The 23064-nt window shown below is 62.0% G+C and carries 17 protein-coding genes; 8 read left to right on the top strand and 9 right to left on the bottom strand.

Translation table 11 applies throughout. The annotated features are described in order from the left end of the window. Positions 1-44: 44 nt before the first annotated feature. Positions 45-479: an NUDIX domain-containing protein gene (locus QCE62_RS21190; RefSeq protein ID WP_309922795.1), complete on the top strand. Its 435-nt coding sequence runs from the start codon at positions 45-47 to the stop codon at positions 477-479. A gap of 14 nt (positions 480-493) precedes the next feature. Here the strand turns inward: QCE62_RS21190 and QCE62_RS21185 are convergent, their stop codons facing one another. Then, positions 494-2848: a transglycosylase domain-containing protein gene (locus QCE62_RS21185; protein ID WP_309922794.1), complete on the bottom strand. Its 2355-nt coding sequence runs from the start codon at positions 2846-2848 to the stop codon at positions 494-496. Between the two features lie 82 nt (positions 2849-2930). Then, positions 2931-3458: an Lrp/AsnC family transcriptional regulator gene (locus tag QCE62_RS21180; protein WP_309922792.1), complete on the bottom strand. Its 528-nt coding sequence runs from the start codon at positions 3456-3458 to the stop codon at positions 2931-2933. Between the two features lie 176 nt (positions 3459-3634). Here QCE62_RS21180 and QCE62_RS21175 point away from each other — a divergent pair, with 176 nt between their 5' ends. Then, positions 3635-4651 (top strand): 1-aminocyclopropane-1-carboxylate deaminase, encoded by a 1017-nt coding sequence (locus tag QCE62_RS21175; protein ID WP_309922790.1) that lies wholly within the window; start codon positions 3635-3637, stop codon positions 4649-4651. Between the two features lie 6 nt (positions 4652-4657). Here the strand turns inward: QCE62_RS21175 and QCE62_RS21170 are convergent, their stop codons facing one another. The 3 genes from QCE62_RS21170 to QCE62_RS21160 form a co-directional block, all read right to left on the bottom strand. Next, positions 4658-5542 carry a nucleotidyl transferase AbiEii/AbiGii toxin family protein gene (locus QCE62_RS21170; protein ID WP_309922788.1) on the bottom strand — a complete coding sequence of 295 codons (885 nt, stop codon included), beginning with the start codon at positions 5540-5542 and terminating at the stop codon, positions 4658-4660. Then, positions 5520-6545: a type IV toxin-antitoxin system AbiEi family antitoxin gene (locus QCE62_RS21165; protein WP_309922787.1), complete on the bottom strand. Its 1026-nt coding sequence runs from the start codon at positions 6543-6545 to the stop codon at positions 5520-5522. The genes QCE62_RS21170 and QCE62_RS21165 overlap by 23 nt, the downstream gene beginning before the upstream one ends. A gap of 92 nt (positions 6546-6637) precedes the next feature. Further along, on the bottom strand, positions 6638-6958 hold the full coding sequence (locus tag QCE62_RS21160) for a pyrimidine/purine nucleoside phosphorylase (RefSeq protein WP_309922785.1): 321 nt from the start codon (positions 6956-6958) through the stop codon (positions 6638-6640). Between the two features lie 1424 nt (positions 6959-8382). Between QCE62_RS21160 and QCE62_RS21155 the strand changes: the two genes are divergently transcribed. The 3 genes from QCE62_RS21155 to QCE62_RS21145 all read left to right on the top strand — a co-directional run bounded on the left by QCE62_RS21155 (position 8383) and on the right by QCE62_RS21145 (position 14662). Further along, positions 8383-9600, top strand: coding sequence for a glycosyltransferase family 4 protein (locus QCE62_RS21155; RefSeq protein ID WP_309922782.1), 1218 nt, complete (start codon positions 8383-8385; stop codon positions 9598-9600). Positions 9601-10617: 1017 nt separating this feature from the next. After that, a complete protein-coding gene (locus QCE62_RS21150; protein WP_309922780.1) occupies positions 10618-11787 on the top strand; it encodes a glycosyl hydrolase in 1170 nt (389 codons plus the stop codon). 508 nt (positions 11788-12295) lie between these two features. Beyond that, a complete protein-coding gene (locus QCE62_RS21145; RefSeq protein WP_309922778.1) occupies positions 12296-14662 on the top strand; it encodes a polysaccharide biosynthesis tyrosine autokinase in 2367 nt (788 codons plus the stop codon). A 57-nt stretch (positions 14663-14719) separates the two neighbouring features. On the opposite strand, the gene QCE62_RS21140 is transcribed toward QCE62_RS21145, so the two are convergent. Genes QCE62_RS21140 through QCE62_RS21125 form a run of 4 tightly spaced genes read right to left on the bottom strand, consistent with a single transcriptional unit; the run spans position 14720 to position 18631 of the window. After that, positions 14720-15952, bottom strand: coding sequence for a glycosyltransferase family 4 protein (locus QCE62_RS21140; protein ID WP_309922776.1), 1233 nt, complete (start codon positions 15950-15952; stop codon positions 14720-14722). A 52-nt stretch (positions 15953-16004) separates the two neighbouring features. Beyond that, positions 16005-16904, bottom strand: coding sequence for a glycosyltransferase family 4 protein (locus QCE62_RS21135; RefSeq protein WP_309922774.1), 900 nt, complete (start codon positions 16902-16904; stop codon positions 16005-16007). 6 nt (positions 16905-16910) lie between these two features. Beyond that, positions 16911-17132, bottom strand: a complete 222-nt coding sequence (locus QCE62_RS21130; RefSeq protein WP_309922772.1) for a hypothetical protein — start codon at positions 17130-17132, stop codon at positions 16911-16913. Between the two features lie 32 nt (positions 17133-17164). After that, positions 17165-18631, bottom strand: coding sequence for an oligosaccharide flippase family protein (locus QCE62_RS21125; protein ID WP_309922770.1), 1467 nt, complete (start codon positions 18629-18631; stop codon positions 17165-17167). 470 nt (positions 18632-19101) lie between these two features. On the opposite strand from QCE62_RS21125, the gene QCE62_RS21120 reads away from it, so the two are divergent. From QCE62_RS21120 to QCE62_RS21110, 3 genes are read left to right on the top strand one after another with little or no spacing between them, the layout of a single operon-like run. Further along, positions 19102-20415: a hypothetical protein gene (locus tag QCE62_RS21120; protein WP_309922768.1), complete on the top strand. Its 1314-nt coding sequence runs from the start codon at positions 19102-19104 to the stop codon at positions 20413-20415. An 8-nt stretch (positions 20416-20423) separates the two neighbouring features. Then, on the top strand, positions 20424-22142 hold the full coding sequence (locus QCE62_RS21115; RefSeq protein WP_309922766.1) for a cellulase family glycosylhydrolase: 1719 nt from the start codon (positions 20424-20426) through the stop codon (positions 22140-22142). Further along, positions 22139-23017, top strand: a complete 879-nt coding sequence (locus QCE62_RS21110) for a polysaccharide deacetylase family protein (protein WP_309922764.1) — start codon at positions 22139-22141, stop codon at positions 23015-23017. The genes QCE62_RS21115 and QCE62_RS21110 overlap by 4 nt, the downstream gene beginning before the upstream one ends. The last annotated feature ends 47 nt before the right edge of the window (positions 23018-23064 follow it).

Genomic DNA, 23064 nt, shown 5'->3' with positions numbered 1-23064 from the left:
CACCATCATGCCAACAATGAATGCAGGTGCAAACGGAGACGGGGATGAGAGTACGAGCAACTGTGCTGCTGGTTCGACACCAGGCGGTGCTTCTGGTCCGGGAACACGGCGGCCCGTGGCTGCTGCCGGGCGGGCCGGTGGGATTGAACGAGCTGGCGCTGGTCGCGGCGGTGCGGGCGCTGCATGAGGATACGGGGGTCGAGGCGAGCGCGGCCGCGTTCCTGTTCCAGCAAGTGTCCGCGCATCACCTGCATCATGTTTTCCGCGTCGCGATTCCGGACGACATGCATCCGCGCGCCGCGATGGGCGGCGGCATCGACGACGTGCTGTGGGTCGCGCCCGCCCAGCTCAACCAGGTCGCCATGACGCCCGGTACGCGGGCGATCCTGAGCCGGGCGACGGGAATCGGCATCGATCCCGCCGAAGCGCTGCACGGCCACGACGATCCGGGCGCGCGCATCGACAGGCGGCGGCGCTAACGGCGCGCGCCGCCTTATTGTGGCGCCGACGCGGCCGCTGGCTCCGGCAGGATCGGCGGCATGGTGGTGAAGACGGGCGGCTGCGTCTGCGGCTGCGGCGGCGCTTCGGTCACTTCGGCCTCCGGCTCGGCTGGCGCGCGCTTCACGCGGACGGATTTCTGCGGCGCAGTCTGTTTCGTCGCGCTCGGCTTCGGCTCTTTCGTGAAGGTCTGCGCTATCCACGCGCGCAGGCGCGTCACCGTGGTTTCCCACAGCCCCGGCGTTTCCTGCGTGTCGAAGCGGGCGCGCGCGTCGATCAGACGCGCGCGCAGCGCGCGCTGCATGAAATCGCCGACGATTGGCAACGCACTGTGCGCGCCTTGCCCCCAGTAGTCGCTGCGCAGCGTGACGCGGCTGTCGTTGAAGCCGACCCACGCGCCCGCCACCAGTTGCGGCTGCATCAGGATGAACCAGCCGTCGGCGTTGTCCTGCGTCGTGCCGGTCTTGCCCGCGACATCGCCGCGAATCCCGAAGCGCGTGCGGATGGTCGTGCCCGTGCCGCGATTGATGACGTCGCGCATCACGTCGACGAGCTTGCGGGTCGCATCGACCGAGAGCGCGCGCTCGGGTGCGTTCTCGAACTGCGCGAGCACCTCGCCGTCCTTGTTCTCGATGCGCGTGACGAGCAGCGGCTCGATATAACTGCCGTCGTTCGCGATCGTGCCGTACGCCGACACCATCTCCTTGAGCGTGACCGGACTTGTGCCGAGCGCAAGCGACGGCACGACGTCCAGATGACTCTCGCGCACGCCCATGTCGCGCGCGAGCCCCGCGACGCGTCCCGGCCCGACCGATTCCATCAGCTGCGCGGTGATGCGGTTCTTCGAATATGCGATGCCGTCGCGCAGGCTGACCGCCTTGCCGCTCGGCGGGGCATCGTCGGTCGGACGCCAGGTTTCGTTGCTGTTGACCGGAATCTCGACGGCCTGATCGACGATAGTGTCGGTCGGCTTCGCGCCGTGTTCGAACGCCGCGCCATAGACGAAGGGCTTGAAGGTCGAGCCGGGCTGGCGGCGGGCCTGCGCGACGTGATCGAACGGATCCTGCGCGAGAGCGCGGCTGCCGACCCAGGCCTTGATCTGGCCATTGCGCGGATCGAGCGCGACAAAGCCGGCCTGCACGCGCGTCTTGCTCTCGCACAGCGACTGCATGAAGCCGCGGTCCGCGCCGAGCTTCGCGAGGGCGTCGGCGTCGTTCATGCCGCCGTCACGCGCCGCGCGGTACTCGCCCGTTTCGCGGATGAACGCGTGCGCGAGATCCGCGTTCGCCTTCGCGCAGCCGCCGCGCGTGCCCCACGCCGCGTTGGCGATCGACTGCAACTGGTTGCCCTGCAACACGAGCGCGCTGGTCGCCATGGTCTGGAGACGCGAGTCGATGGTCGTGCGCACGACGAGGCCGTCGGAATAGATGTTGTAGTCGTTGTCGTCGGCCCACGCGATCAGCCACTTGCGCAGCTGTTGCGCGAAATGCGGCGCGCGGCCGGGCTCTTCGGTCTGGCGTTCGAAGTCGATGCGCAACGGCCGCTTGACGAGCGTGTCGAGCTTCGCGGCCGGCAGATGGCCGAACTTCACCATCTGGCCGAGCACGATGTTGCGCCGGTCGAGCGCGCGCTCGGGATTGATCACCGGGTTGTAATAGCTGTTGCCCTTCAGCATGCCGATGAGCGTCGCGCTCTGGAGGGCGTCGAGTTCGCCCGCCGACTTGCCGAAATACGTGCGCGCGGCCATCTCGATCCCGTACGCGTTGTAGAGGAACGGCACGGTGTTGAGATAGGTTTCGAGGATTTCGTCCTTCGAATAGACGGCTTCGATCTTGAACGCGGTGATGGCTTCCTTCAGCTTGCGCGTGAGCGTCTGCGAGCGGCCGATCTCCTCCGGAAACAGATTGCGCGCGAGCTGCTGCGTGAGCGTCGAGCCGCCTTGCCGGTCGCCCTTCAGCGTATGCAGCGCGGCGGATGCCGTGCGCTTGAAGTCGATGCCGTGATGCGTGTAGAAGCGCCGGTCTTCGGTCGCGATGAGCGCGTCGACGACCTGCGGCGAAACGGACTTGAGGCTCACCCATTCGCGATGCGTGGGCTTGAATTCGGCGAGCAGCTTGCCATCGGCGGAATAGACCTGCGCAGGCTGATCCACCTTGGCGCGGCGCAGGTCGCGGATGCCGGGCGTGAACGGAATCAGCACCAGGACGTACAGCACGAATAGCGCGGGCAGAAGCAGCAATGTACGCGGCCGCAGATGCGGACGCAGCCGAGGCAGCAGGCGGGCCTGCAACTGGCCGACAAGCTGGCCGAGAAGCGCCCGGGCCAGGGCTTTGAGATCAGACGCGGTCACGACGAAACGGGTTGCTCAGACAAGAAAACCCTGAATCCTAGCGTAATTTTTCAGCAGGCTGACCGTCGGGCGCGTGGTCGGCTCATGCCGGCCTCGTGCCGGCGGTCTCACCGATGGGAAATGCCGTGGTCGAAAGAATCTCGCGCAACACGACGAAAGTGCGAATCTGCCGCACGCCCGGCAGATAAAGCAGCTTCTCGGCATGCAGGCGGTTGAAGCTGTCGCTGTCGCGCGTGCGGATCAGCATGAAGAAGTCGAACTCTCCGGTCACGACGTGACACTCCATGCAGCCGGGCACCTTCTGCGCGGCTTTCTCGAAGGCATCGAAGGAGTCGGGCGTGGAGCGGTCGAGGATCACGCCGATCACCACCAGCATGCCGGCGTCCAGCGCCTTCGGATCGAGCAGCGCGACCGTGGCGCGGATCAGCCCCGCTTCGCGCAGCCGTTCGACGCGCCGCAAACATGCGGGCGGACTCAGATTGACCTTTTCAGCCAGGGCGACATTCGAGATCGATGCGTCGCGCTGCAATTGCCGCAGGATGGCGCGATCGACCCGGTCGGTCTGATGCGCCGTCAGAAGGGCGTTTGCGGGGGGCGGGATTTTTTTCATTGCGTTTGAAGTCGCTTAAACACCGTAAAAGTTTGCCATGACGGAAATTGGTGAATGAACGTTAGGAAAAAGCGAATTCTTTTGCAACCCATCCACTGCGAGGATTCTCTAGCATTGTTTCAAGGCAACGCTTCACGCGCGTCGGCCAGAATTCCATCATCAGGAGGATGCTCACCATGAACCTGCAACGTTTTCCCCGCTATCCGCTCACCTTCGGACCGTCGCCCATCCAGCCGCTCAAGCGCCTCTCCGCGCATCTGGGCGGCAAGGTCGAGCTCTACGCCAAGCGCGAAGACTGCAACAGCGGACTGGCGTTCGGCGGCAACAAGACCCGCAAGCTCGAATACCTGATTCCGGAAGCGCTCGCCGAGGGCTGCGACACGCTGGTGTCGATCGGCGGCGTGCAGTCCAACCAGACACGTCAGGTGGCGGCGGTCGCGGCGCATCTCGGCATGAAGTGCGTGCTCGTGCAGGAAAACTGGGTCAACTACTCGGATGCGGTCTACGACCGCGTCGGCAATATCCAGATGTCGCGGATGATGGGCGCGGACGTGCGTCTCGTCGCCGATGGTTTCGACATCGGCATCCGCAAAAGCTGGCAGGAGGCGATGGAAAGCGTGCGCGCCGCCGGCGGCAAACCGTTCCCGGTGCCGGCGGGCTGCTCGGAGCATCCGCTGGGCGGACTGGGTTTCGTCGGCTTCGCGGAAGAAGTGCGCGCGCAGGAAGCGGAACTCGGCTTCAAGTTCGACTACATCGTCGTGTGTTCGGTCACGGGCAGCACGCAGGCCGGCATGGTCGTCGGCTTCGCGGCGGACGGTCGGGCGCGGCGCGTGATCGGCATCGATGCGTCGGCGAAACCCGAACAGACGCACGAGCAGATCCTGCGCATCGCGAAGCACACCGCCGAACTCGTCGACCTGGGCCAGGATCTCACGCGCGAGGACGTCATCCTCGATACGCGCTTCGGCGGCCCCGAATACGGCTTGCCGAACGACGGCACACTCGAAGCCATCCGCCTGTGCGCGCGGCTCGAAGGCGTGCTGACCGATCCCGTCTACGAAGGAAAGTCAATGGACGGCATGATCCAGATGGTGCGCAACGGCGAATTCCCCGAGGGCTCGAAGGTGCTGTACGCGCACCTCGGCGGCGTGCCGGCGCTCAACGCTTACAGCTATCTGTTCCGCAACGGCTGAGTCGCGCTACGGCGCGGTTTCGCTGAAGGCATGGCGGAAGGCGTCGAAGAGGGCGGCGATGCGTTCGCTGGTATCGGCGTCGAAGACCGGAATGCGCGAGCCGAGCATGTGGTCGAGCAGCGGCGGCGCGGGGTCGTCCACGCGCAGGATGGCGAGCAGTTGCGCTCGCACATCGCCGGTCGCGAGCGCCGCCGTATCGCGGCCCAGCAGCGCCGCGCCGGCGATGTCGGGATCGTGGCCGTGACGCTCGACGAGATCGAAGGCATCGGAGTAAAGACGGTCGAGCTGGGCGGCCTGGGCGTAGCGCGCCATCAGGAACAACAGGTCGATGGCGTCCTTGCGGTCGGACGCGTGCCGGTCCTGCCAGGCGACGATCTTCAGCATCGCCTGCGCGGGCAGCGACGCCACCGGCACGATCAGATCCGCGGCAATGCGCACGGGCAGCGCGGCTTCGAGCGCCTGCCGGAAGCCCGCGACATTCATTCGCACCGACTGATCCGGCGGCCACGCAATCTCGCCGTGTTCGTCCTGCACGCCGCCGAAGGGCACGATGTCGAGCCAGGTGCGCTCGCCGGTATGCGGCGCGCTGAAGTCGAGTCGATGCGCCGAGCGTTTCGGCGCGTGAAAATGACCCGAGGCGATCAGCGTGCTGCGCAGCGCGTCGTGGCTGGTCCAGCTCTGGATCGAGATGCCGATGTCCACGTCAGCAGTGGCGCGGATGGCTTCGATGTCGTGCACATGCGTCAGCAACAGGTCTCGCGCGCTCGCGCCGCCGACGAACCACGCAATGCCCGTGGCCCGCGACGCCGCGACGACTTCGCGCAGCATCGCCGCGACCGGTGCGGCGAGCGGACGATGCGGCAGCAGTTCAAGCGGCAAGGTAGCGTTCACGCAGCATCCTGGCGGTTTCGAGATTGCGCGGATCGCCGCTCGCCATCAGATCGGCATAGACGAGCAGCGGGGCGACCACGTTCGGCGGCAGTCCCTCCACAGGTGCAAGCTTGACCGGCGCGCGCAGGAACTCGACGTTGCCGGCGGGATCCGGACGCAGCCGCGCCTTCATGAGCCACTCGCGCGGCACGGTCTCCGCGCAGTATGCCGTGACGCTTGCCGGCTTCAGATACTCGGTCAGGATGGCGGCCGCGGGTTCACCGCCGAACTGGCATTGGCCGGGGAGTTCGGGGACATCGCGCCACCAGTCGTTCGAATCGGCACGATAGCGTCCCAGCACGAGCGATTCGCGCAATTGCCGCGGATAGAGTGTGACCCATTCGTCGATCAGCCGTTCGCGATCCGCGAAACGCAGGCCGCCGCCGTCCGGACGTTCGATCAGATCGCGATGTTCGAGCAGCGCACGCACCGCGTTCTGCACGGTGCCGTGACTGACGCCCGCGGTCTGCGCGATATCGCGATAGGCGCGCTCCAGCAGGGAAGGATCGACGAGCAAGGCGAGCGTGACGCGCAGGGTGGATCGGGTCCAGGTTCTGGCGCGGCGCGTCCGGCTTTCGGCGACACGCGGGCGCCCCGAAACGATCACGACGCAATTGCCTTCGATGAGACTGGCGTTGCCGGCGAGATCGAGCGCATCGATATCGAGTTCCCGGCATGCCTGGATCATGTTCGGCGAAAGATGGGTGGTGACGAGCGTCAGCCTTTCAGTGTGCGCCGCGGCGGCGACCGTAAGGGCGCTGAACCGGTCGACGGTTTCGCGCACGACCACAAGTCGCCTGAAGCGCATGGCGCCGGCGCGAAATTCGATGGCGGCATCCTGCGGGCTGCCCCTGGGCGTTTTCACGCGGCGCGCCACCAGCCCGGTGGCGTTGCTGAACGCCGCCGCCGCTGCATCCGCCATGTGCTCGAGATGTTCTCGTCGAGGCTCGACACGCGCTGCCATGGAAGGTCCATTTGTCCAATTTTCAGCAGTGTACACGAAACGTGGACAGACGAAAAAATTGGACAGAGGCACTGCAGCGCGTACGGGAGACGTCAGAGATAACTACAGATGTAGTCGAGCGTTTCAGTGACGTCGATGTCGAAGCGGCTCTTGCCCGGCACCGAGAACGACTCGCCCGCGCCATAGGTTTGCCAATCCTCGCTGCCGTCCAGGCGAATGCGGCAGGAGCCGGCTTGAACTTCCATCAGTTCCGGGGCGTCGGTGCCGAAGTTGAGCTGGCCCGGGAGAATCACGCCGAGCGTCTTTTTCGTGCCGTCCGCGAAGAGGACGGTGTGCGATACGCACTTGCCGTCGAAGTAGACGTTGGCGCGTTTGATAACGGAAACCTGGTCGAATTGCGTTGCAGCCGTCATGGCGAAAATCCTCGAAGTCCAACGGGATAAGAATGAAGCACGCAGCATGCATTCGTGCGGTCCGCCATCTTACAGGCTTGCGCCATGTCGGCAGCAATCCTCCGATGAGACTCCTTGATTCGATCTTTGCGGAATGAATGTCCGCTTTGTCGGGCTGGGCAGGAACGCGATCTTCGAATGGAAATCCGCCTTCCCCGTTGTCCGGCTTCATTACGAATGGGCGTGATCGGCTAATAAAGAAAACTCGAAAAACCTCTGACAAAACATGCCTGCCCAAGAATGTGCGCGCTCGCACATTGTTAAGCTTCTTGTCCGAATAGCATTCTTTCCGACGGATAAAAGCGAGAGGGTAATTACATACCGAACGTGCGGTTCAAAAGGTTAGTAAACCGTAACAACGATTGTTCGGACGTAATAATCGCACGATGGAATCGACTGAAGTTTGATCGTCGGTGCGGCTTGCGACGATTCGAGTCAGCGCTTCCATCGAATCAAGAAATCCGATCTTCAGATCAATAACTCAGGATTCCGAACGTGAGAGAGAGGGCCATAAAACCATCGCCACTGCCCGGCGGCGCAAGCGTCGGGAAAGAGTCGCGAACCCTGCCCGCGGTGGCAGGATCGAGCCATTGCGTATCGTCGCCATGCGTTGCGACGATACATCCCGAAAGCCATGCGTCGCACGCCTCCAATCTGTTCGTTGCTGCCGGGCGGCGTTCAAACTGTCGCCGAAAACTGGGTGTCAGGAAGAAGCGCATTCACGGTGTGATCAGCAGGCTATCAATGCCTGGATAAGCTTCACCCACGGAAAGAAAAAGCTTTATTTCCAGACGTCGCTTACAGCTTCGTCGCGGACATATCGATCGTCTTTCCATCCAGAAACAGTGTTTGCCCAATCCGTATCCGGAGATGAGCTTCTTCGGCCTGGCCGATAACGCTCACTCAAAGAGATTCAGTTTTCCTATGGAATGGCAAGTCAGCAATCAGTCAGCTTGATGTCAATTTATCGATCTCAACAATAGACAGATGAATAGTGGAAAACCCAATGTCTTCACTAACGAATATGCAGGAAAACGAAATTCTTCCAACTCAGACAAATGAAAGAAATATCTGTGTGCGCTATCCCACAGTCCAGTATGGGGCGCGCCATGCAGTATCGAATAAAGGCTCCTCCGGAACCGTGATCCTCTATTCGCGTGATTTTACGTTTGCCAGTCGCCCGTGTGGTCCAAAGGGCTCGCGGGCATTATGTGCATCGAAAGCCGTACGTGTTCCGCGGGACGTGTAGCTCGTCGCCGAAAACCGAAACACGTTCTTAATTATTAATTCGGAACCCGAACTGGAAGGTTGGAGGGAAACAGATACAGGCCGTTCAGCAACCCCGCGATTTCTGAAAATAAGTTTTCACCGAATGCGAGGAACGCATGAAAGTTGCCATCGTTCATGATTGGCTCGTCGTTTCCGGCGGTGCCGAAAAAGTGCTGGAGCAGATTGTCAATTGCTTTCCCAAGGCCGATATCTTTACGATCGTCGACTTTCTGAAGGATAGAACCTGTCTGAACGGACGTCCGGTTCGTGCGTCATTCATCCAGAAACTGCCTTTTGCGCGCCGGCAGTACCGCAACTACCTGCCGCTCATGCCGATTGCAATCGAACAGCTGGACCTATCCAGCTATGATCTGGTGATATCGAGTTCTTATGCGGTTGCCAAAGGCGTGATCACCGGACCGAATCAGCTTCATGTGAGTTACGTCCATTCGCCAATACGTTACGCATGGGATCTCCAGCACCAGTATCTGAAAGAAGCCGGCATCAGCAAAGGATTGAAATCCGCGGTCGCGCGCGTATTGCTGCATTACGTTCGCGGTTGGGATGCCCGCACGGCTAATGCAATCGATCACGTCATTGCCAATTCAGGATTTGTCGCGAGGCGAATTCGAAAATTCTATGGACGCGATGCGACGGTGATTTATCCACCGGTCGATGTAAGTCATCTTCCGATGCGGCAAGACAAGGAAGATTTCTACGTCACGGCGTCGCGCTTCGTGCCTTACAAGCGTATCGATCTCATCGTCAAGGCGTTTTCCGAAACACCTGAACGGCGCCTGATTGTCATTGGCGACGGGCCTGAAATGCGCAAAGTGAAAGCGCTTGCGGGTCCCAATGTGCAATTGCTTGGCTACCAGCCTTTCGAGGTCTTGAAAGATCATCTTCAGCGAGCGCGGGCGTTCGTGTTTGCTGCTGAAGAAGATTTCGGCATTTCCGTGGTGGAAGCGCAGGCGTGTGGCACGCCCGTCATCGCGTATGGCAAGGGCGGCGCGCTGGAATCGGTGATTCCGTTGCCGGAGGATCGGCCAACGGGGGTGTTCTTCCCTGAGCAGACGTGGGAGTCGTTGCGCGGTGCCGTGGATTTCTTCGAATGCAATTCGCATTTGTTCAAGCCGGCAAATTGCCGGCACAACGCCGAGCGATTCAGCGCGGAGCAATTCAGGGCGCTGTTCCAGGCGTTCGTGACGACGCGTCTTGCACAGTTTCAGGCGGACCTGCAGGGATGCCGCCGTAACAACCGCACTCTGCTGAACGAACCGATTGTGCTTTCGGAACCGGAAATTACACCGCAAGTGTCACATCTGATCGGGTAAAACCATCGGAGCAGGGCAGGTGCAGGAGACCAAGTGCAGCGCCAGCGCAGACTCATTCAAATCGAGCGCATAAAAAACGGTTGGATCGAAACAATCGAACCCAGCCGCTTCGGTAGTGCAGTTCCCTCCTTTGTCAGTTCAAACCCAAGACGGCCAGACCTGGCCGAACAGTCGGACGTTCCTTTCTCGCGCCCTCCGCGATTCAGTTTTCTCTCCCCGCAGTGCGGATCTCTCCGAACGATCGGATTAAATTGCATTTTTTTCAGCTATTTCTTCATTCCCAAGGCCGGGTATGAATTACCTCTTAATGCTGAAACAATAAAAGCTGATCGGTATAAAAAGGTTATGTCTTTACATAGTACAAAAAGCAAAAAGCACAAAGTTCGGAAGCGGTCTCGGCCTGAAAACCTGAAATCAACTGCTGATATGAGAAATAAAGATAACTAAGTAGTGAAGGGTACGAAGCGCTAAGCGGAAGGCTACGGACGTCGTCCAGAGCCTTGCCGGGAGCGCTTCAGAAGGGTTTCAACCAAGCCGGAACGAACCTTCCGGCGGCATGTGATAACATCTGAAGAATACCTATGGAGGCCTAATAAAGGGGCCGGGTCGCCCTAAATAGCACGGGCTAACCACTACTTATAATATTATTACAGGTCTTATCATAAGTTACAGCCGGATACATCTCGGTTACGGACTGTAACGGCCAATGGTCAGTATTATTCGGACACCTGCCGTTGTCTTGGCGACTGTATTCGAACGTGTTGGGCACGTTGAACGCCCCGATGCGACATGGGACACGACTAACGCAGTCCCTGATCGTCGCGCCGAATCCTTCTCCATAGCGGATGGCATCGCAAACGTTTGCGCTGCCGGCTTCCCGCCAGGTTCGTAGGCCGGTCGCCGCGCGAACGGTCTTCCTTCGCAGGTCATGCGGTTCTTGATCTTTATCGGGGCACGACTCCCGAGGGTCTCGTTCGCGCGCTGTTTTCAATCCGATAATTGGTCATACGTAATCTCATGAGAAAGCCCGCACTACTCCTCTCATCGCTTGCCATTTCCTCCGTTGTCCTGACCTTGGCCGCATGTGGCGGCGGTTCCGATACCACCGGCCCCGACGCAGTCGCCAACGCCGCCGATTCGCCGGCAGCCGTGCAGAATCGCGCCCGCAACCACAGCACGACCAAGAGCACCCAGGCAACCGGAACCAATGCCACGCCTTCGGCCGTCACCTGCTCGACGGGCACCCGATCGACGTTCTACGGCATCAACGGCCACCTGAACATGGGCGGCGCTTATTCGAAAAGCAGCTTCGCCACCCAGATTGCGCAAGTGCAGGATCTCGGTTTTGCACTTTACCGTAACGACGTCATCGATCAATGGGGCGCCAACAACGTCGCTGCGTTTGCAAAGCAGGCCAAAGCCACTTCCGGCCCTTGCGTGACGATTTACCCGACGATCGGACCGAATAACTCGGACTGGGGCAGCAACGAAACCGATGCCTATAACCGCGCCTATGCACTCGGCAAGGCGAGCGCAACCGCGATGAAGGGCTCGGTACCCGTCTATGAAGTCGGTAATGAAATGGAAAACGCGGCGCTGGTCGGCAATGGCGACGGCAACAAGCCTTCCGACTACGACAACACGTGGTTTTCCAAGGGCCGTGGCGTGATTAACGGCACGATCGACGGCATTCGCTCGGTCGATACCACTACGCCGATTATCCTCAGCTCGATCAGCTGGCTGCACTTTGGCTTCGACGACATGCTTCTCGGCGGCACGGGTCCGGATGGCTCGAGCGGCCACCAGATTCCGAAGGTCGACGCAGTCGCGTTCCACTGGTATTCGGACATGGGCGATATTGAAAATGCCTGCGGCGGCACGGGTTGCTATAACGCCCTGCAGAAAATGGCTTCGTATGGAAAGCCGATCTGGCTGACGGAATACGGCGCACGTCCGGAAATGGGTTCGCAGAGCACGATTGCTTCGTATATCGTCGGCAACAAGATGCTGGGCGATTTCGCCACGCTGGCCGCGAAATACAACATCCAGAGCACGGAGTTGTATCAGCTGTATGACGACGCATCGAATGGCGGCGACGGCAATTACGGCGTGATCCAGGACGACGGCAAGACCCAGAAGACCAGCTACGCCAAGGTCAAGGCGTTCATCGCCGCGAACCCGAAGTAAGTTCTAATCGCGCACCGTTCCCTGAGAAAATGCGGCGTGCCCATGCGCGCCGCAGAGAATGATAAAAAGGGAACGGCTGCTTGTCTGCGCAGCCAGGCCACTACCTCCGAACCACCGGATTTTCAATCAGTACATCAACTGAATGAAAAGCTCATCCTCATTGACGGTTCAATCAAAAATCCGGTAATCGTTTCGTCGTAAGTTATGGCGCCGACGGGGTCCGTGCGTTTCGCAACATACGGACTCCATAAGTTGCGCGATGCTTTCGGATGCAATCGTTTGACGAATCGTCTCATGCGTATCGCCCGGCTCATCGAACGATACGTTCAATCTGTTCCCATTCCGGCATGACATTGCATTAAGGCAGTTTCGATGTCATCGGCCGGTGCTTCGATTGCGGCATTCCCGTGCCGCGCGCATGTTGGTTTCGCAAGCTTCGCTCATCCGCAGGCGACTCGCCGAGCGGGATAACTGTTTCGAAAGGCCGTGTGAACAGGAAAAGACGAACATGGAACAGCGAAGAATCGACGTTGGGCCCGCCTTGATGCGCGCAGGAGATGAAACATGGGCGGCCGCCGCCGAGTTGTCGCGGCTGATTACGGATAACCTCAAAGTCGTCATTCTCATCATTGCCACGGCGGTCGCAGGCGCGGCAATTTACGCCTTCCTCGCCACGCCGACGTATTCCGCGGATGCCGTCCTGCAAGTGGATATGCCCAATCCCAACGGGCTCGGCGTCACGCCGCAATCGCAACAGCAGGCACAGGTGCTCCAGGGAACCCTGCCGACCGACGCCGAGATGCAGATCATCCAGAGCCGCAAGGTGCTCGGCCCGGTGCTGGATGAATACAGGCTGTTCGTTTCGGTGACGCCGAAGAAGATGCCGGTGTTGGGCACCATCACGGAGAAATTCGCGACGCCCGGTACACCCTTGCCCGCTTTCTTCGGTCTGGACTCGTATGCGTGGGGCGGGGAGCACGTGGCGATCGATACGCTCGACGTGCCACCCAAGCTCGAAGACAAGCCGATGATGTTCGCGGCGCTCGAGCACAATCGCTATCGCCTGCAGGATGCGGCGGGCCGTGTGCTGGTGGAAGGCGAGGTGGGCAAGCAGGCCACCGGCAACGGCGTCACGATGCTGGTGACGAGCCTTGATGCGCGGCCCGACACGCGGTTCACGGTCGTGCGCTACAACGAGCTCAACGCCATCGAGCGTTTCTCGCGCCAGTTGCGCGTGACTGAACTGGGCAAGGCTACGGGCGTGGTGCAGATTTCGTATGAGACGAGCGATCCGACGCTGGCCGCTGAAGTCACGAATGCCATCGCGCAGACCTATATCACCTTGCATATCGCGCAGCGTCGGGAGGAAGCCAGCCGGATGCGCGCGTTCGTCGACAGCGAACTGCCGCGCATGCGCGATGAACTGAAGAATGCCGAAGCGGAGCTGAGTCAGTACAAGATCACCGCCGGGTCGATGCAGCCCAGCACCGAATACGCTTCTTATCTTCAGGCATCGATCGACCTGGACCGGCAGATTGCCACGCTCGGCGTCCAGCGTGCGGAACTGCTGAACCACTATGTGCCGGACGCGCGTGAAGTCCGCACCGTCGACAAGCAGATCGAGTTGCTCAAGGCCGCGAAGCAGAAGTTCGAAGCGCGCTTCACCAACCTGCCGACCTCGGAACGCAGGTCCGCGGACCTGACGCGCTCCATGAAGGTTGCCGAAGAGATCTACGTCGCGATGTTGAACAAGTCGAACGAGCTGGCCGTGACGCAGGCCGGCACGATCGGCAACGTGCATATCATCGACAGTGCGCTGCGGCCTTCCGTGCCCATCAAGCCGAAGCGTGCGTTGATCATCCTGATGGCCGCGGTGCTCGGCACGGTTGTCGCGCTGATCTTCCTGTTCGTGCGCCGGCAGGTCTCGTCGGGTGTCGAAGATCCGGATCTCGTCGAACGGCGCCTGCATCTGCCGGTATTCGGCACGGTGCTGTTCAGCAACGAGCAGGCGCGCGTGAACAAGGGCGGCAGCCCGGTTCCGCTGCTTGCGTCGAATGTCATGCCGCGCAGCCACGACGTTCAGACCATGGCCAGCGAGCTCTTCGCGAGACTCAAGTCCACGCCTCGCGAGCCCGTGACCGAGGACGCGGCTGCCGCTTCCGATGCGCGCGAAGCCGCGAAGCGTTTCGTGCTGGCGATGCAGTGGCCCGATGACCTCTCGCTGGAAGGCTTGCGCAATGTGCGCACCGCGCTGCAATTCGACATCAGCGATGCGCCCAACAACATCCTCATCATGACGGGCGCGACGCCCGGCACGGGGAAGAGCTTTGTATCGGCGAATCTCGCAGTGCTCCAGGCCGAGACCGGCAAGCGCGTGTTGCTGATCGACGCCGATCTGCGGCGCGGCCATCTTGCCGCGCGCTTCGGTCAGGAGAAGACCAGCGGCATGGCGGAATTGCTGGCGGGAAAGATAGAGTGGGATGAGGCGATCCGCCCGGTCGGCGTGAACAACCTGTCCTTCATTCCGGCCGGCGAGTATCCGTGCAATCCGTCGGAGTTGCTGTCGACGCCGCGCATGCTGGAGTTGCTCAAGCTCTTCAGCTCGACCTACGACCTCGTCATCGTCGATACGCCGCCCATTCTCGCGGCCACCGATGCGAGCATCATTGCCGCTCACGCCGGTTCGACCGTGCTCGTGATTCGTCCGTCCGTGCAGACCCAGCGCGAGTTGCAGGAGACGCTCAAGCGCCTGGACCGTACGGGTGCGCGGGTGGTCGGTGCGATCTTCAATGCGATGCCGCGCCGTCGCAGCGAGAAGCGCAGTTATGACTATGTGAGCTCGTACGCGGCGGCCACGCCGGGGCGCGCGAAGTAACGCCAGGCAAGGGAGCCCGCATCGTGGCTCCCTGCAATGCAAGCGGCGAGAACGTCTTCAGCGCCTGACGGCGGCGATTGCGCTCGTCATCTGAGTCACATATCGATCGAGGGAGAAGTGCCGCTGTGCGTCGTCGCGCGCGCGCTCGGCGAGCCGTTGCCCGAACTCCGGCGCGGCGCGAATCACGCGGATGGCTTCGACCAGCGCTGCGGGATCGCCGGGCTTGACCAGCCAGCCGTTCTCCAGATGCCGGATGATTTCCACGACACCGCCCGCCGCCGACGCAACCACGGGCCGTCCCGCCGCCATGCCTTCCACTATGACGCGGCCGAACGGCTCCGGTTCGGTCGATGTATGGAGGATCACATCCATGGCCTGCATCCAAGAAGGCATGTCGTGCTGGAAGTTCGCGAAGTGCACTCGATTCGCGACGCCCAAACGTTGCGCGAGTTGCTTGAGACGCGCTTCATACGCGTCTTCGCCGAACAGCGCCGCGCCCACCAGCACGAGATTGACTTCGGGCAGACGCGGAAGCGCTTCGATGGCTATGTGCTGACCTTTCCAGGGCGCGAGGCGTCCGAACAAGCCTGCAAGCCACGCATCGCGCGGCAGTCCGAGCCGCTCGCGCAGCGCGCCGATATCGCCGGCATCGGTTTGCGCGAAAGCCGAGGTATCGATGCCGTTGTGCACGATGGTGATGTCATCGGCGCGCAGTCCCGTCAGCGCCACGAGCGCGTCCGCGCTGGCGCGTGAATTGGCGATGATGCTGTCGACGGCATGACGCGCGATCCACTTGACGAGCATCCGCTGCACGCGCCCGAAGTGATCCGCCGACACGATGTCATGCAGATACCAGACCACCGGCCGCCGATGCAGGCGCGCCCCGAGCGCACCGAGCACGAGCGCTTTCTGCGTATTGAGAAACAGCACGTCGTGACGGCGCGCCACCTGCGCGATCGAGCGGATCTGCGCGAGGATGGCCGGCAGCGCGCGGATCCAGCCGAGGCGCATGGCTTCCCGGTCGATGCCCGAGACACGTTCGTTGCAGAGCGTCTGCACGCGCACGCCGGCCGCTTCCAGCCGGTTGCGAAACGGCCCCTCGGCAAGCAGCACGACCTCGCCACGCGAAGCACAGGCGGCGGCCAGTGGCAACAAGGCGAACTCCGCGCCGCCCAGTTCGCCGGCCTGATCCACGAACAGCACGGTCCGCGTGCGAGTGTCTTCCGGTGCGGCATCCCGTGCCGTGGGCACAAGGGGAAGGGCTAGTCGATCGAGTTCGGGCGTGTTCATGTTCGTGGCTCGAAGGGTCGGGAGGGCGCGTGCAATACGGCTTCTAAGAAGGTCATCGGCCGGGCATGTCGTGGCCATCGGCGAAGTGCGCGGCTTCCTTCATCGATGGCGTCCGGTGCAGCGCCGCTGCCCCCGCATAGATCTGCATGTATTCGTTGCATACGCGCTGAGCGGAGAAGGCATCGAGGTTCTGCGCTGCGCGCAGTTGCCATGTGCGGCGGCTCTCGTCGTCCAGCAACAGCCGCTCGACGGCGCCCGCCAAGCCGATGCGATCCGAGACCGGAACCATGATGCCGGCCGCGCCTTGATCGAGCGTTTCGGGTATGCCGCCGACGTTCGTCGCCACGATCGCGCAACCGGCCTCGCGCGCTTCCATGATGGCAAGCGACGAAGTCTCGCTGTGCGAAGGCAGCACGAACACGTCGGCCTGGGCGAGATAAGGCCGGGGATCCGCGATATAGCCGAGGAAATGCGCGCTGTCCTTCACGCCGAGTTCCAGCGCGAGCGCTTCGAGCTTCGCGCGGTCCGGCCCATCGCCAACGATATAGAGCTGTGCTTGCTCGACACGCGACTTCAGATGCCGGAACGCGTGCAACAAGTCATGAATGCCCTTGCGTTCATACAATCCCGACACGGTGACGAGGTTCGGCCGATGCAAGGCTGGCACCGGCACGGTCGCGCCTTCACGCTCGAAGCGCGGCGCACCGATGATGCCGTTGCGCACCACGCACAGCCGCGCTTCGGGAATGCCGCGCTGTGCCATCGAGCGGGCCACGGCCTCGCTCACGGCAACCACGCGATCGCCCAGTCCCATCAGGTTCGACGCGCGCTGGAATTCGTTGTGGATCGTCGTGACGAAGGTGTACGGCGTGCGCCCCCGGCCGATGCGCGCCAGTACCGCGCCCGTCATCATGTGCGCGTGGACCACGTCGGGACTCTTCTCCGCTCTCACCCTGCTTCAGCCCCTCAGCATGGCCGGCCCGCGCCTCGGCCGCGGACTTTGCGGCAGCGTCAGATGTCGCACGCCGTGTCGTTCGAGAAGCGCCTCGAAGCTCCCGCCGGAAGACGCCACGGCAACCTGATGCCCCGCCTTCGACTGGAGGCAGGCAAGGTCCACCATCACGTTCACGATGCCGTTGCCGATCTTCTCGGCATGATTCGCCAGGTGCACGATCTTCATTGCATTCGACCTCACGTTTGCGGAATGACCGCTCAGGCACTGCGCTTCATGCTCAGCTTCATGAGTACGCCGAGCACCATGTCGCGCAGCGTGGACGACTTGTAGAGCGAGAAGCCGGCGTTGGCCGCGAGCATGAGCAGGCCCGTTGCGGCGAGCAGCGCAAGGCTGCCCACGGTGTTGGCGAGAACCAGGCTCAGGACGAGGAAGACGAGTTGCGAAAGCATGTCGGGCACGACGCGTTTCGCGCCGACACGCGAGAGGAAAATCAGAATCCCGTAATCGACGAAGCCGCGTATGACCACGGTCACGCACGCGCCGATAAGACCGAAGCTCGATATGGCGATCCACAGGCAACCGACGAAGAACGGCACTTCGATCAGCCCGAGCCGCACGAGGGTCGCGGCGTTCGCCTGCGCCTGCACGAGCACGCGAAGCACGTTGGATTGCCCGACGATCCACGCCGCGAGCACCAGTGTGCGTCCGGCGGGCGACGACACGGCCGACAGGTCATGGCCGATCCACACGTCGAGAAACGGCCCGAGAGCGAAGATCGCGACGATGCCGATCGGCGTGAACAGCGCAGTGAGGAAGCTGAGCGAGTTCTGCACGATCTCGTCGGCGTGTGCGCGCTCGCAGGCGACGAGGCGGGGAAACAGCGTGCGCGTCAGCGAAAGCGGCAGCAGGCTGAGCCGTGAGACCAGGTTCTGCGGCACGGAATAGTAGGTGACGTAGCGCGCGCCCATCACCATGCCGAGGATCACCGTGTCGAGCGTTTCCATGATCGTCGCGATCACGGTGGTGAGCATGATCCAGCCGCCATAGCCGAACAGGTTGCGGATCGTCGACAGGCGCGGGCCCAGCACGCGTTTGATGTGCAGCACGCGCACGGCGGCCACGCCCAGCGCTACGAGCGTGCAGAGCCTGACCAGCGTGATGGTGGCGAGCACGGCGGGCAGGCTGGGACGCGTCAGCAGGACCACGGCAATGGGCAACAACTGCTCGACGAAGGTGCCGACCGTCTGGCTCGTGTTGAGAATCCCGAAGCGCTGCGCGCCTGAAATGGAGGCGACGAATACCGCCGAGAGATTGGCGACCGGAATGCAGAGCGCGAGCCACGGCAACGAATCGTGAAGTTCGCCCTGCAAGGCCGGCGGCAGCGACGTCATGTGATGCACATACAGCAGGGCGGCGCCGTAGATGATCGCGGCGCCCGCGATCCCCGTGCAGAGATTGGTCCACACCGCGCTCCAGAAGACGCGGTCGATGGGAAGCTCGTTATTCGACAGATGCGCGCGGGAGATGCGGTTTTCCGTCGCGATGCCCATGCCGAGATCGAGCATGGCGAAATAGGCGATATACACGCCGACGAGCGCAATGATGCCGTAGCGCTCGAGCCCCAGCAGCCTGATGTAAGTCGGAACCGTGACCAGCGAAACGAAGGTCGGCAGAATCAGTCCCGTGAAATTGATGGCGAAGTTACGAAAGATGGCTTTGTCCATCGCGTCTCCGTGGTACTTCGTCGTAGCCCGAATGCCCGCAATCAGCGTCGGGACGAGCCGCTCTGGCAGCCGGTCGAAAAGACAGCGTAGATAAAGTGATTCGTCAGCGCATTCGCTTCGCATAAAAATACTTGGCAATGCTACGTGAGCGACTTTTGGGCTTATGTGCGAGTTCGTACGAAGCGCCGGGAATAGAAAAACAACGTGCAAAGCATGCCGGTTTATTTCTTATGCATTTAATTGCGGAATGGCTTTGTCTGAATAATATGAATGCATTCAAGGCTTATCGAAAATTACTGAAACCAGATGGATTCCTGAGCAACGCGCCGTCTTTACATGTCCGCGTGAAACGGGAAATGAGTCGGTGCGAAAACGTACATAGAACCTCTGCTGAATCGCTGTACCCTTAGCCCGCGCAGCCCCGTTCATCGACACGACTCGACTTCACATTCGCTCGCCGGAACGAGGACATGAACCCTACGATCAATCGCTATTTCACCGTCTGGGCGCTGTTCATCCCGATATCGTCGGTGCTGGTGATTCCGTCCATTCAGGGAACCGTTCCAGGTTTCCTGTTCAGCTTTCTTTCTCCGCTCGTCGTGATGCTGGCGGGAGCAAACCTGCGCGCGCGCTATATCACGACGCTGGCCATGGCCTTTCTGTTATGGCTGTTCTTCTTCTCGGGCAGCCAGCTCGCCGACATGATGGTGGATTACACCATTCGCTTCAAAGGTGTGGTGCTGGTCAATCCGCTCGATCGATCGTTCGTGTTGCGCAATTCGCTCTTCACGCAATCGCTCTATCTGATGGTGATCGTGTTGTTCGGTGTTTTCGTCTCTCTCTTCTACGACAGAAGCTGGGATAAACCCTTTATCGCCGGCGGCGTGGTGATGGCCTTGTTCGGCCTGTATGAATTCGTGTACTTCCTTATCTTCGGCGTGTCCGGCGACGTCATCAGCAACCGGGGCTTCGGCTCCGATCTCGGCACCAACGACGTGATGTCGATCGCCTTCCAGACCGTGGACCTCGCGGGACACACGTTCGCCCGCATCAAGAGCCTGACCGGCGAACCGTCCATGTACGTGTTCTCGATCTTTCCCTATTGGGTGTATGCGCGCACCGTGTCCCGCTCGCCGTGGCCCGCCCGCATCATCGGGCTGTCGCTGGTCCTGACCGTGTCGACGACGGCGCTCGTCGGTCTCCTGTGCTTCGCGGCGGTCAAGGCATCGCGCATGAGGATCGATGTCCTGCGCGTCCTGCTTTCGCTGCTGATTCTCGTGCTGCTGTGCTACGTGTTCCGCAACTACATCGGCGACTTCTTCGAGCACGGCATCATCGACAAGGTGAATGGCCGCAACGACTCCGGCGCCGAACGCTTCGGCAACTTCATGGCGAGCATCGAGTTCTGGGCGTCACTTCCGCTTGCCAATCAGATTGTCGGCGTGGGCTTCGGCTATATCCGCTCCACCGACATGGCGTCCACGCTGCTGGTCAACAATGGCATTCTTGGCGTCGCGCTCTTCAGCTGGCTGTTCCTTTATCCCGCCTTCAGGCTCGACAGCTCCGAACGGTCGCAGGCGCTGCGCATCTCGCTGATTGCCGTCTTCGTGATGATGATGATGTCGGTTCCCGAGTTCGCTTACCTCGCGCCCTGGGCGTTCGTCGGCATGGCGTATCACAGGCTGCGCGAATACCGGATCGCGGGAACGTCCTTCGACAAGAGCCCGCCTCAGGCCGCGCCGCCCGTCGTGGCCCGGCACGCCGGGCAGGGATCGCGCTCATGAGGAGGGCGGTGGCAGGCTGGCGGAACGTGGTGCTGCGCGTGATCGCGGCATGGATGTGCGCGCTCGTCGCCCTGAGCGCGCAGGCGGCGGACGCCGATATCAGCTTCACCGTGCAGAACCCCGTCCAGGGCTTGCTCAGCCAGGGGGCGGGCAAGAAGAGCATCCGGTTGGCCATCGACGGCAATCAGGCGCTGACCGGCACGCACCTGGCGCTGAGCCTGCGTGGCTATCAGGAAGATGGCGTGCCGGTGCTGACGCCCATTGCATCGTGGCGGCAGATGGTGGGAAGCGTGCTGCTGTCCGCCGTGGTGACCGTGCAGGCCGATCTGCCCGCGGTGGGCTTCTATCAGCTGGACGTGCAACTGCTTTCACCGAATGGCGCCACGCTCGCGCGTCGGCAGATCAATCTCGCCGCGCTGCCGCACCGGACCACGCTGGGTCCGGCGGACTTCGGCGTGGGCGCGAACTTCGACCAGGGCGACAACGCGCCGGCCACGCTGCTGTCCATCATCAAGTCGGCCGGCTTCTCGTGGATTCGCGGCGAGCTGACGTGGGACACCATCGAGAAAAAGCCCGGTGTGTTCATGTTTCCTGCGCAATTCGATGAGTCGATGAAACTCGCGCATGAAATGGGGCTGACCACGCTCGTGCTGCTGGACTACGGCAATCCGGTCGCTTACCCCGAGCTGTTCAAGGAGAAGCTCAGCTTCCCGATGACCGCCGCCGCACGCGATGCGTTTGCCCGTTATGCCGATGCCATGGTCAAGCGCTACAAGGGGAAGGTCAATTACTGGGAAGTCTGGAACGAGCCGCGCCTGATCCTGATCGGCTACTCGCCTTATGTGGAGTTGCTGAAGCGCGTCTATCCGGTCATCAAGCAGGCGGATCGGCAGGCGGGCGTGATTGCCTGCGGAGGCGAATGGGGCGGCGTTCCCGTCGATGCCTGCTTCAACGCGATCCGCGCAGCCGGCGCCATCGACTACAACGACGGCTTCAGCATTCATCCTTATATGTATCCGGCCGCGCCCGAGGTGGGCTTCGACGGGGACAAGTCGCCGGTCAAGCCCGTCAGCATGATGACCATCTGGCCTTATCTGAGCGGTCTGACGGCGAAGAACCGTCCCAGCGACGGCCGGCGCCTGCAGGTGTGGGTGACGGAAATCGGCTGGCCGAGCGCGCCGGTGTCGAAGCAGCAGAACGAGACGAAGCAGGCCGCGTACTTTCTCCGCACCTATCTTCTGACGCGCCGCTTCAACACGGCGCGAGGGGTCTGCTGGTACGACCTGGTGGACGACGGCACCGACCCCGACGACCGGGAAAACAACTTCGGCCTGGTGCGCGCCGATCTCTCGCCGAAGCCGGCGTTCGCCGCTGCCGCCGTGTGGTCTGCGACGCTGGGCGATCGCGCCTGGAGCAAGGCATGGGTCGATAGCGCCGACATCAAGGTCTATCAATATGGTGGCGGCACCGGCAACGACAGCCCGGTGATCAGCGGATGGTCGGTGGCGAAGCGCGACTCGGTGCATCTGGCGCTGCCGGCGGGCGATTACGTGCAACGCAACTGGGACGGCCGCGAGACGGCGGTCACGGTCGCGGACAAAGGCCTCGACTGGCCGGTCGGGCCCTTGCCGCGCTATCTGTTGCCGAAGCAGCCGCAACAGCCAGGACATCAGGACCAGGAACAGAAGCATCGACCCGCATTGATGAGCGAGGAGAACAGGCGATGAACCCGAAGAGGATGGTGCGCGAGCTGATGGCGCGTTCGCTGTTATGGAGCGGCGCGTGCGCGATGGTGCGGAGGACGTTCTGGCGCGACAAGGTCGCGATCCTGCTGTATCACGACCCGAGTCCGGAATCGCTGGACCGGCATCTCAGCTATCTCGCGACGATCTGCGAGATCATCCCGCTGGCGGAGATCGACCGGCCGTCGAACGGCAGGCCGCGCGCGGTCATCACCATCGACGACGGCAATGCGGGCAACGCGAAGCTGCTGCCCGTGTTCAGGAAACACAACGTGCGCCCGACGATCTTCGTGTGCAGCGGCGTGGTGGCGAATCAGCGGCAATTCTGGTGGCAGCACGAGGGCGCGGCGCGCGAGGGCGTCGCGCGGCTCAGGCGGCTGTCGAATGCGGAACGCCTGTCGCGGCTGCGCGCACATGGCTTCTCGCCGCTCGCGGAAGGCCATGCAAGCGCATTGACGGCGGAAGACATCGCCGCGATGAAACCGTGGGTGGACTTCCAGTCGCATACGCGCTTTCACCCGGTGCTGCCGTGCTGCGACGACGCCGAATGCGAGGTCGAGATCAGCGCGGCCCGTCAGGAAGTCGAACGCCTGGTGGGCGCGGACTGCCTGCACTTCGCGTATCCGAACGGACGCTACGGCAAGCGCGAGATCGCGTATTTGCGGGCGGCGGGGTATCGGACGGCGCGAACCTGCGATGTCGGCTGGAACGATCAGCGGACCGACCGCTTTTCGCTGAAGGCCATCCCGGTGGACGACGAAGCGTCGATTCCATGGTTCGCCGCCAAGCTCTCGGGCATCCCGCTGTTCCTGCGCTACATGGCGAGCGGCAGCTTCAACGGCAAGATGCCGCAGATGTGACGGGTGAAGTGAAGGCGCGCGTCACTCGCGCGCCTTCCAGACAGCAC

Origin of the sequence: Caballeronia sp. LZ033, assembly GCF_031451265.1 — a bacterium.
In the GTDB taxonomy this organism is placed as follows: Bacteria; Pseudomonadota; Gammaproteobacteria; order Burkholderiales; family Burkholderiaceae; genus Caballeronia.
Note: the sequence above shows the minus strand (reverse complement) of the source record. Positions and strands in the feature narration are given on the sequence as shown.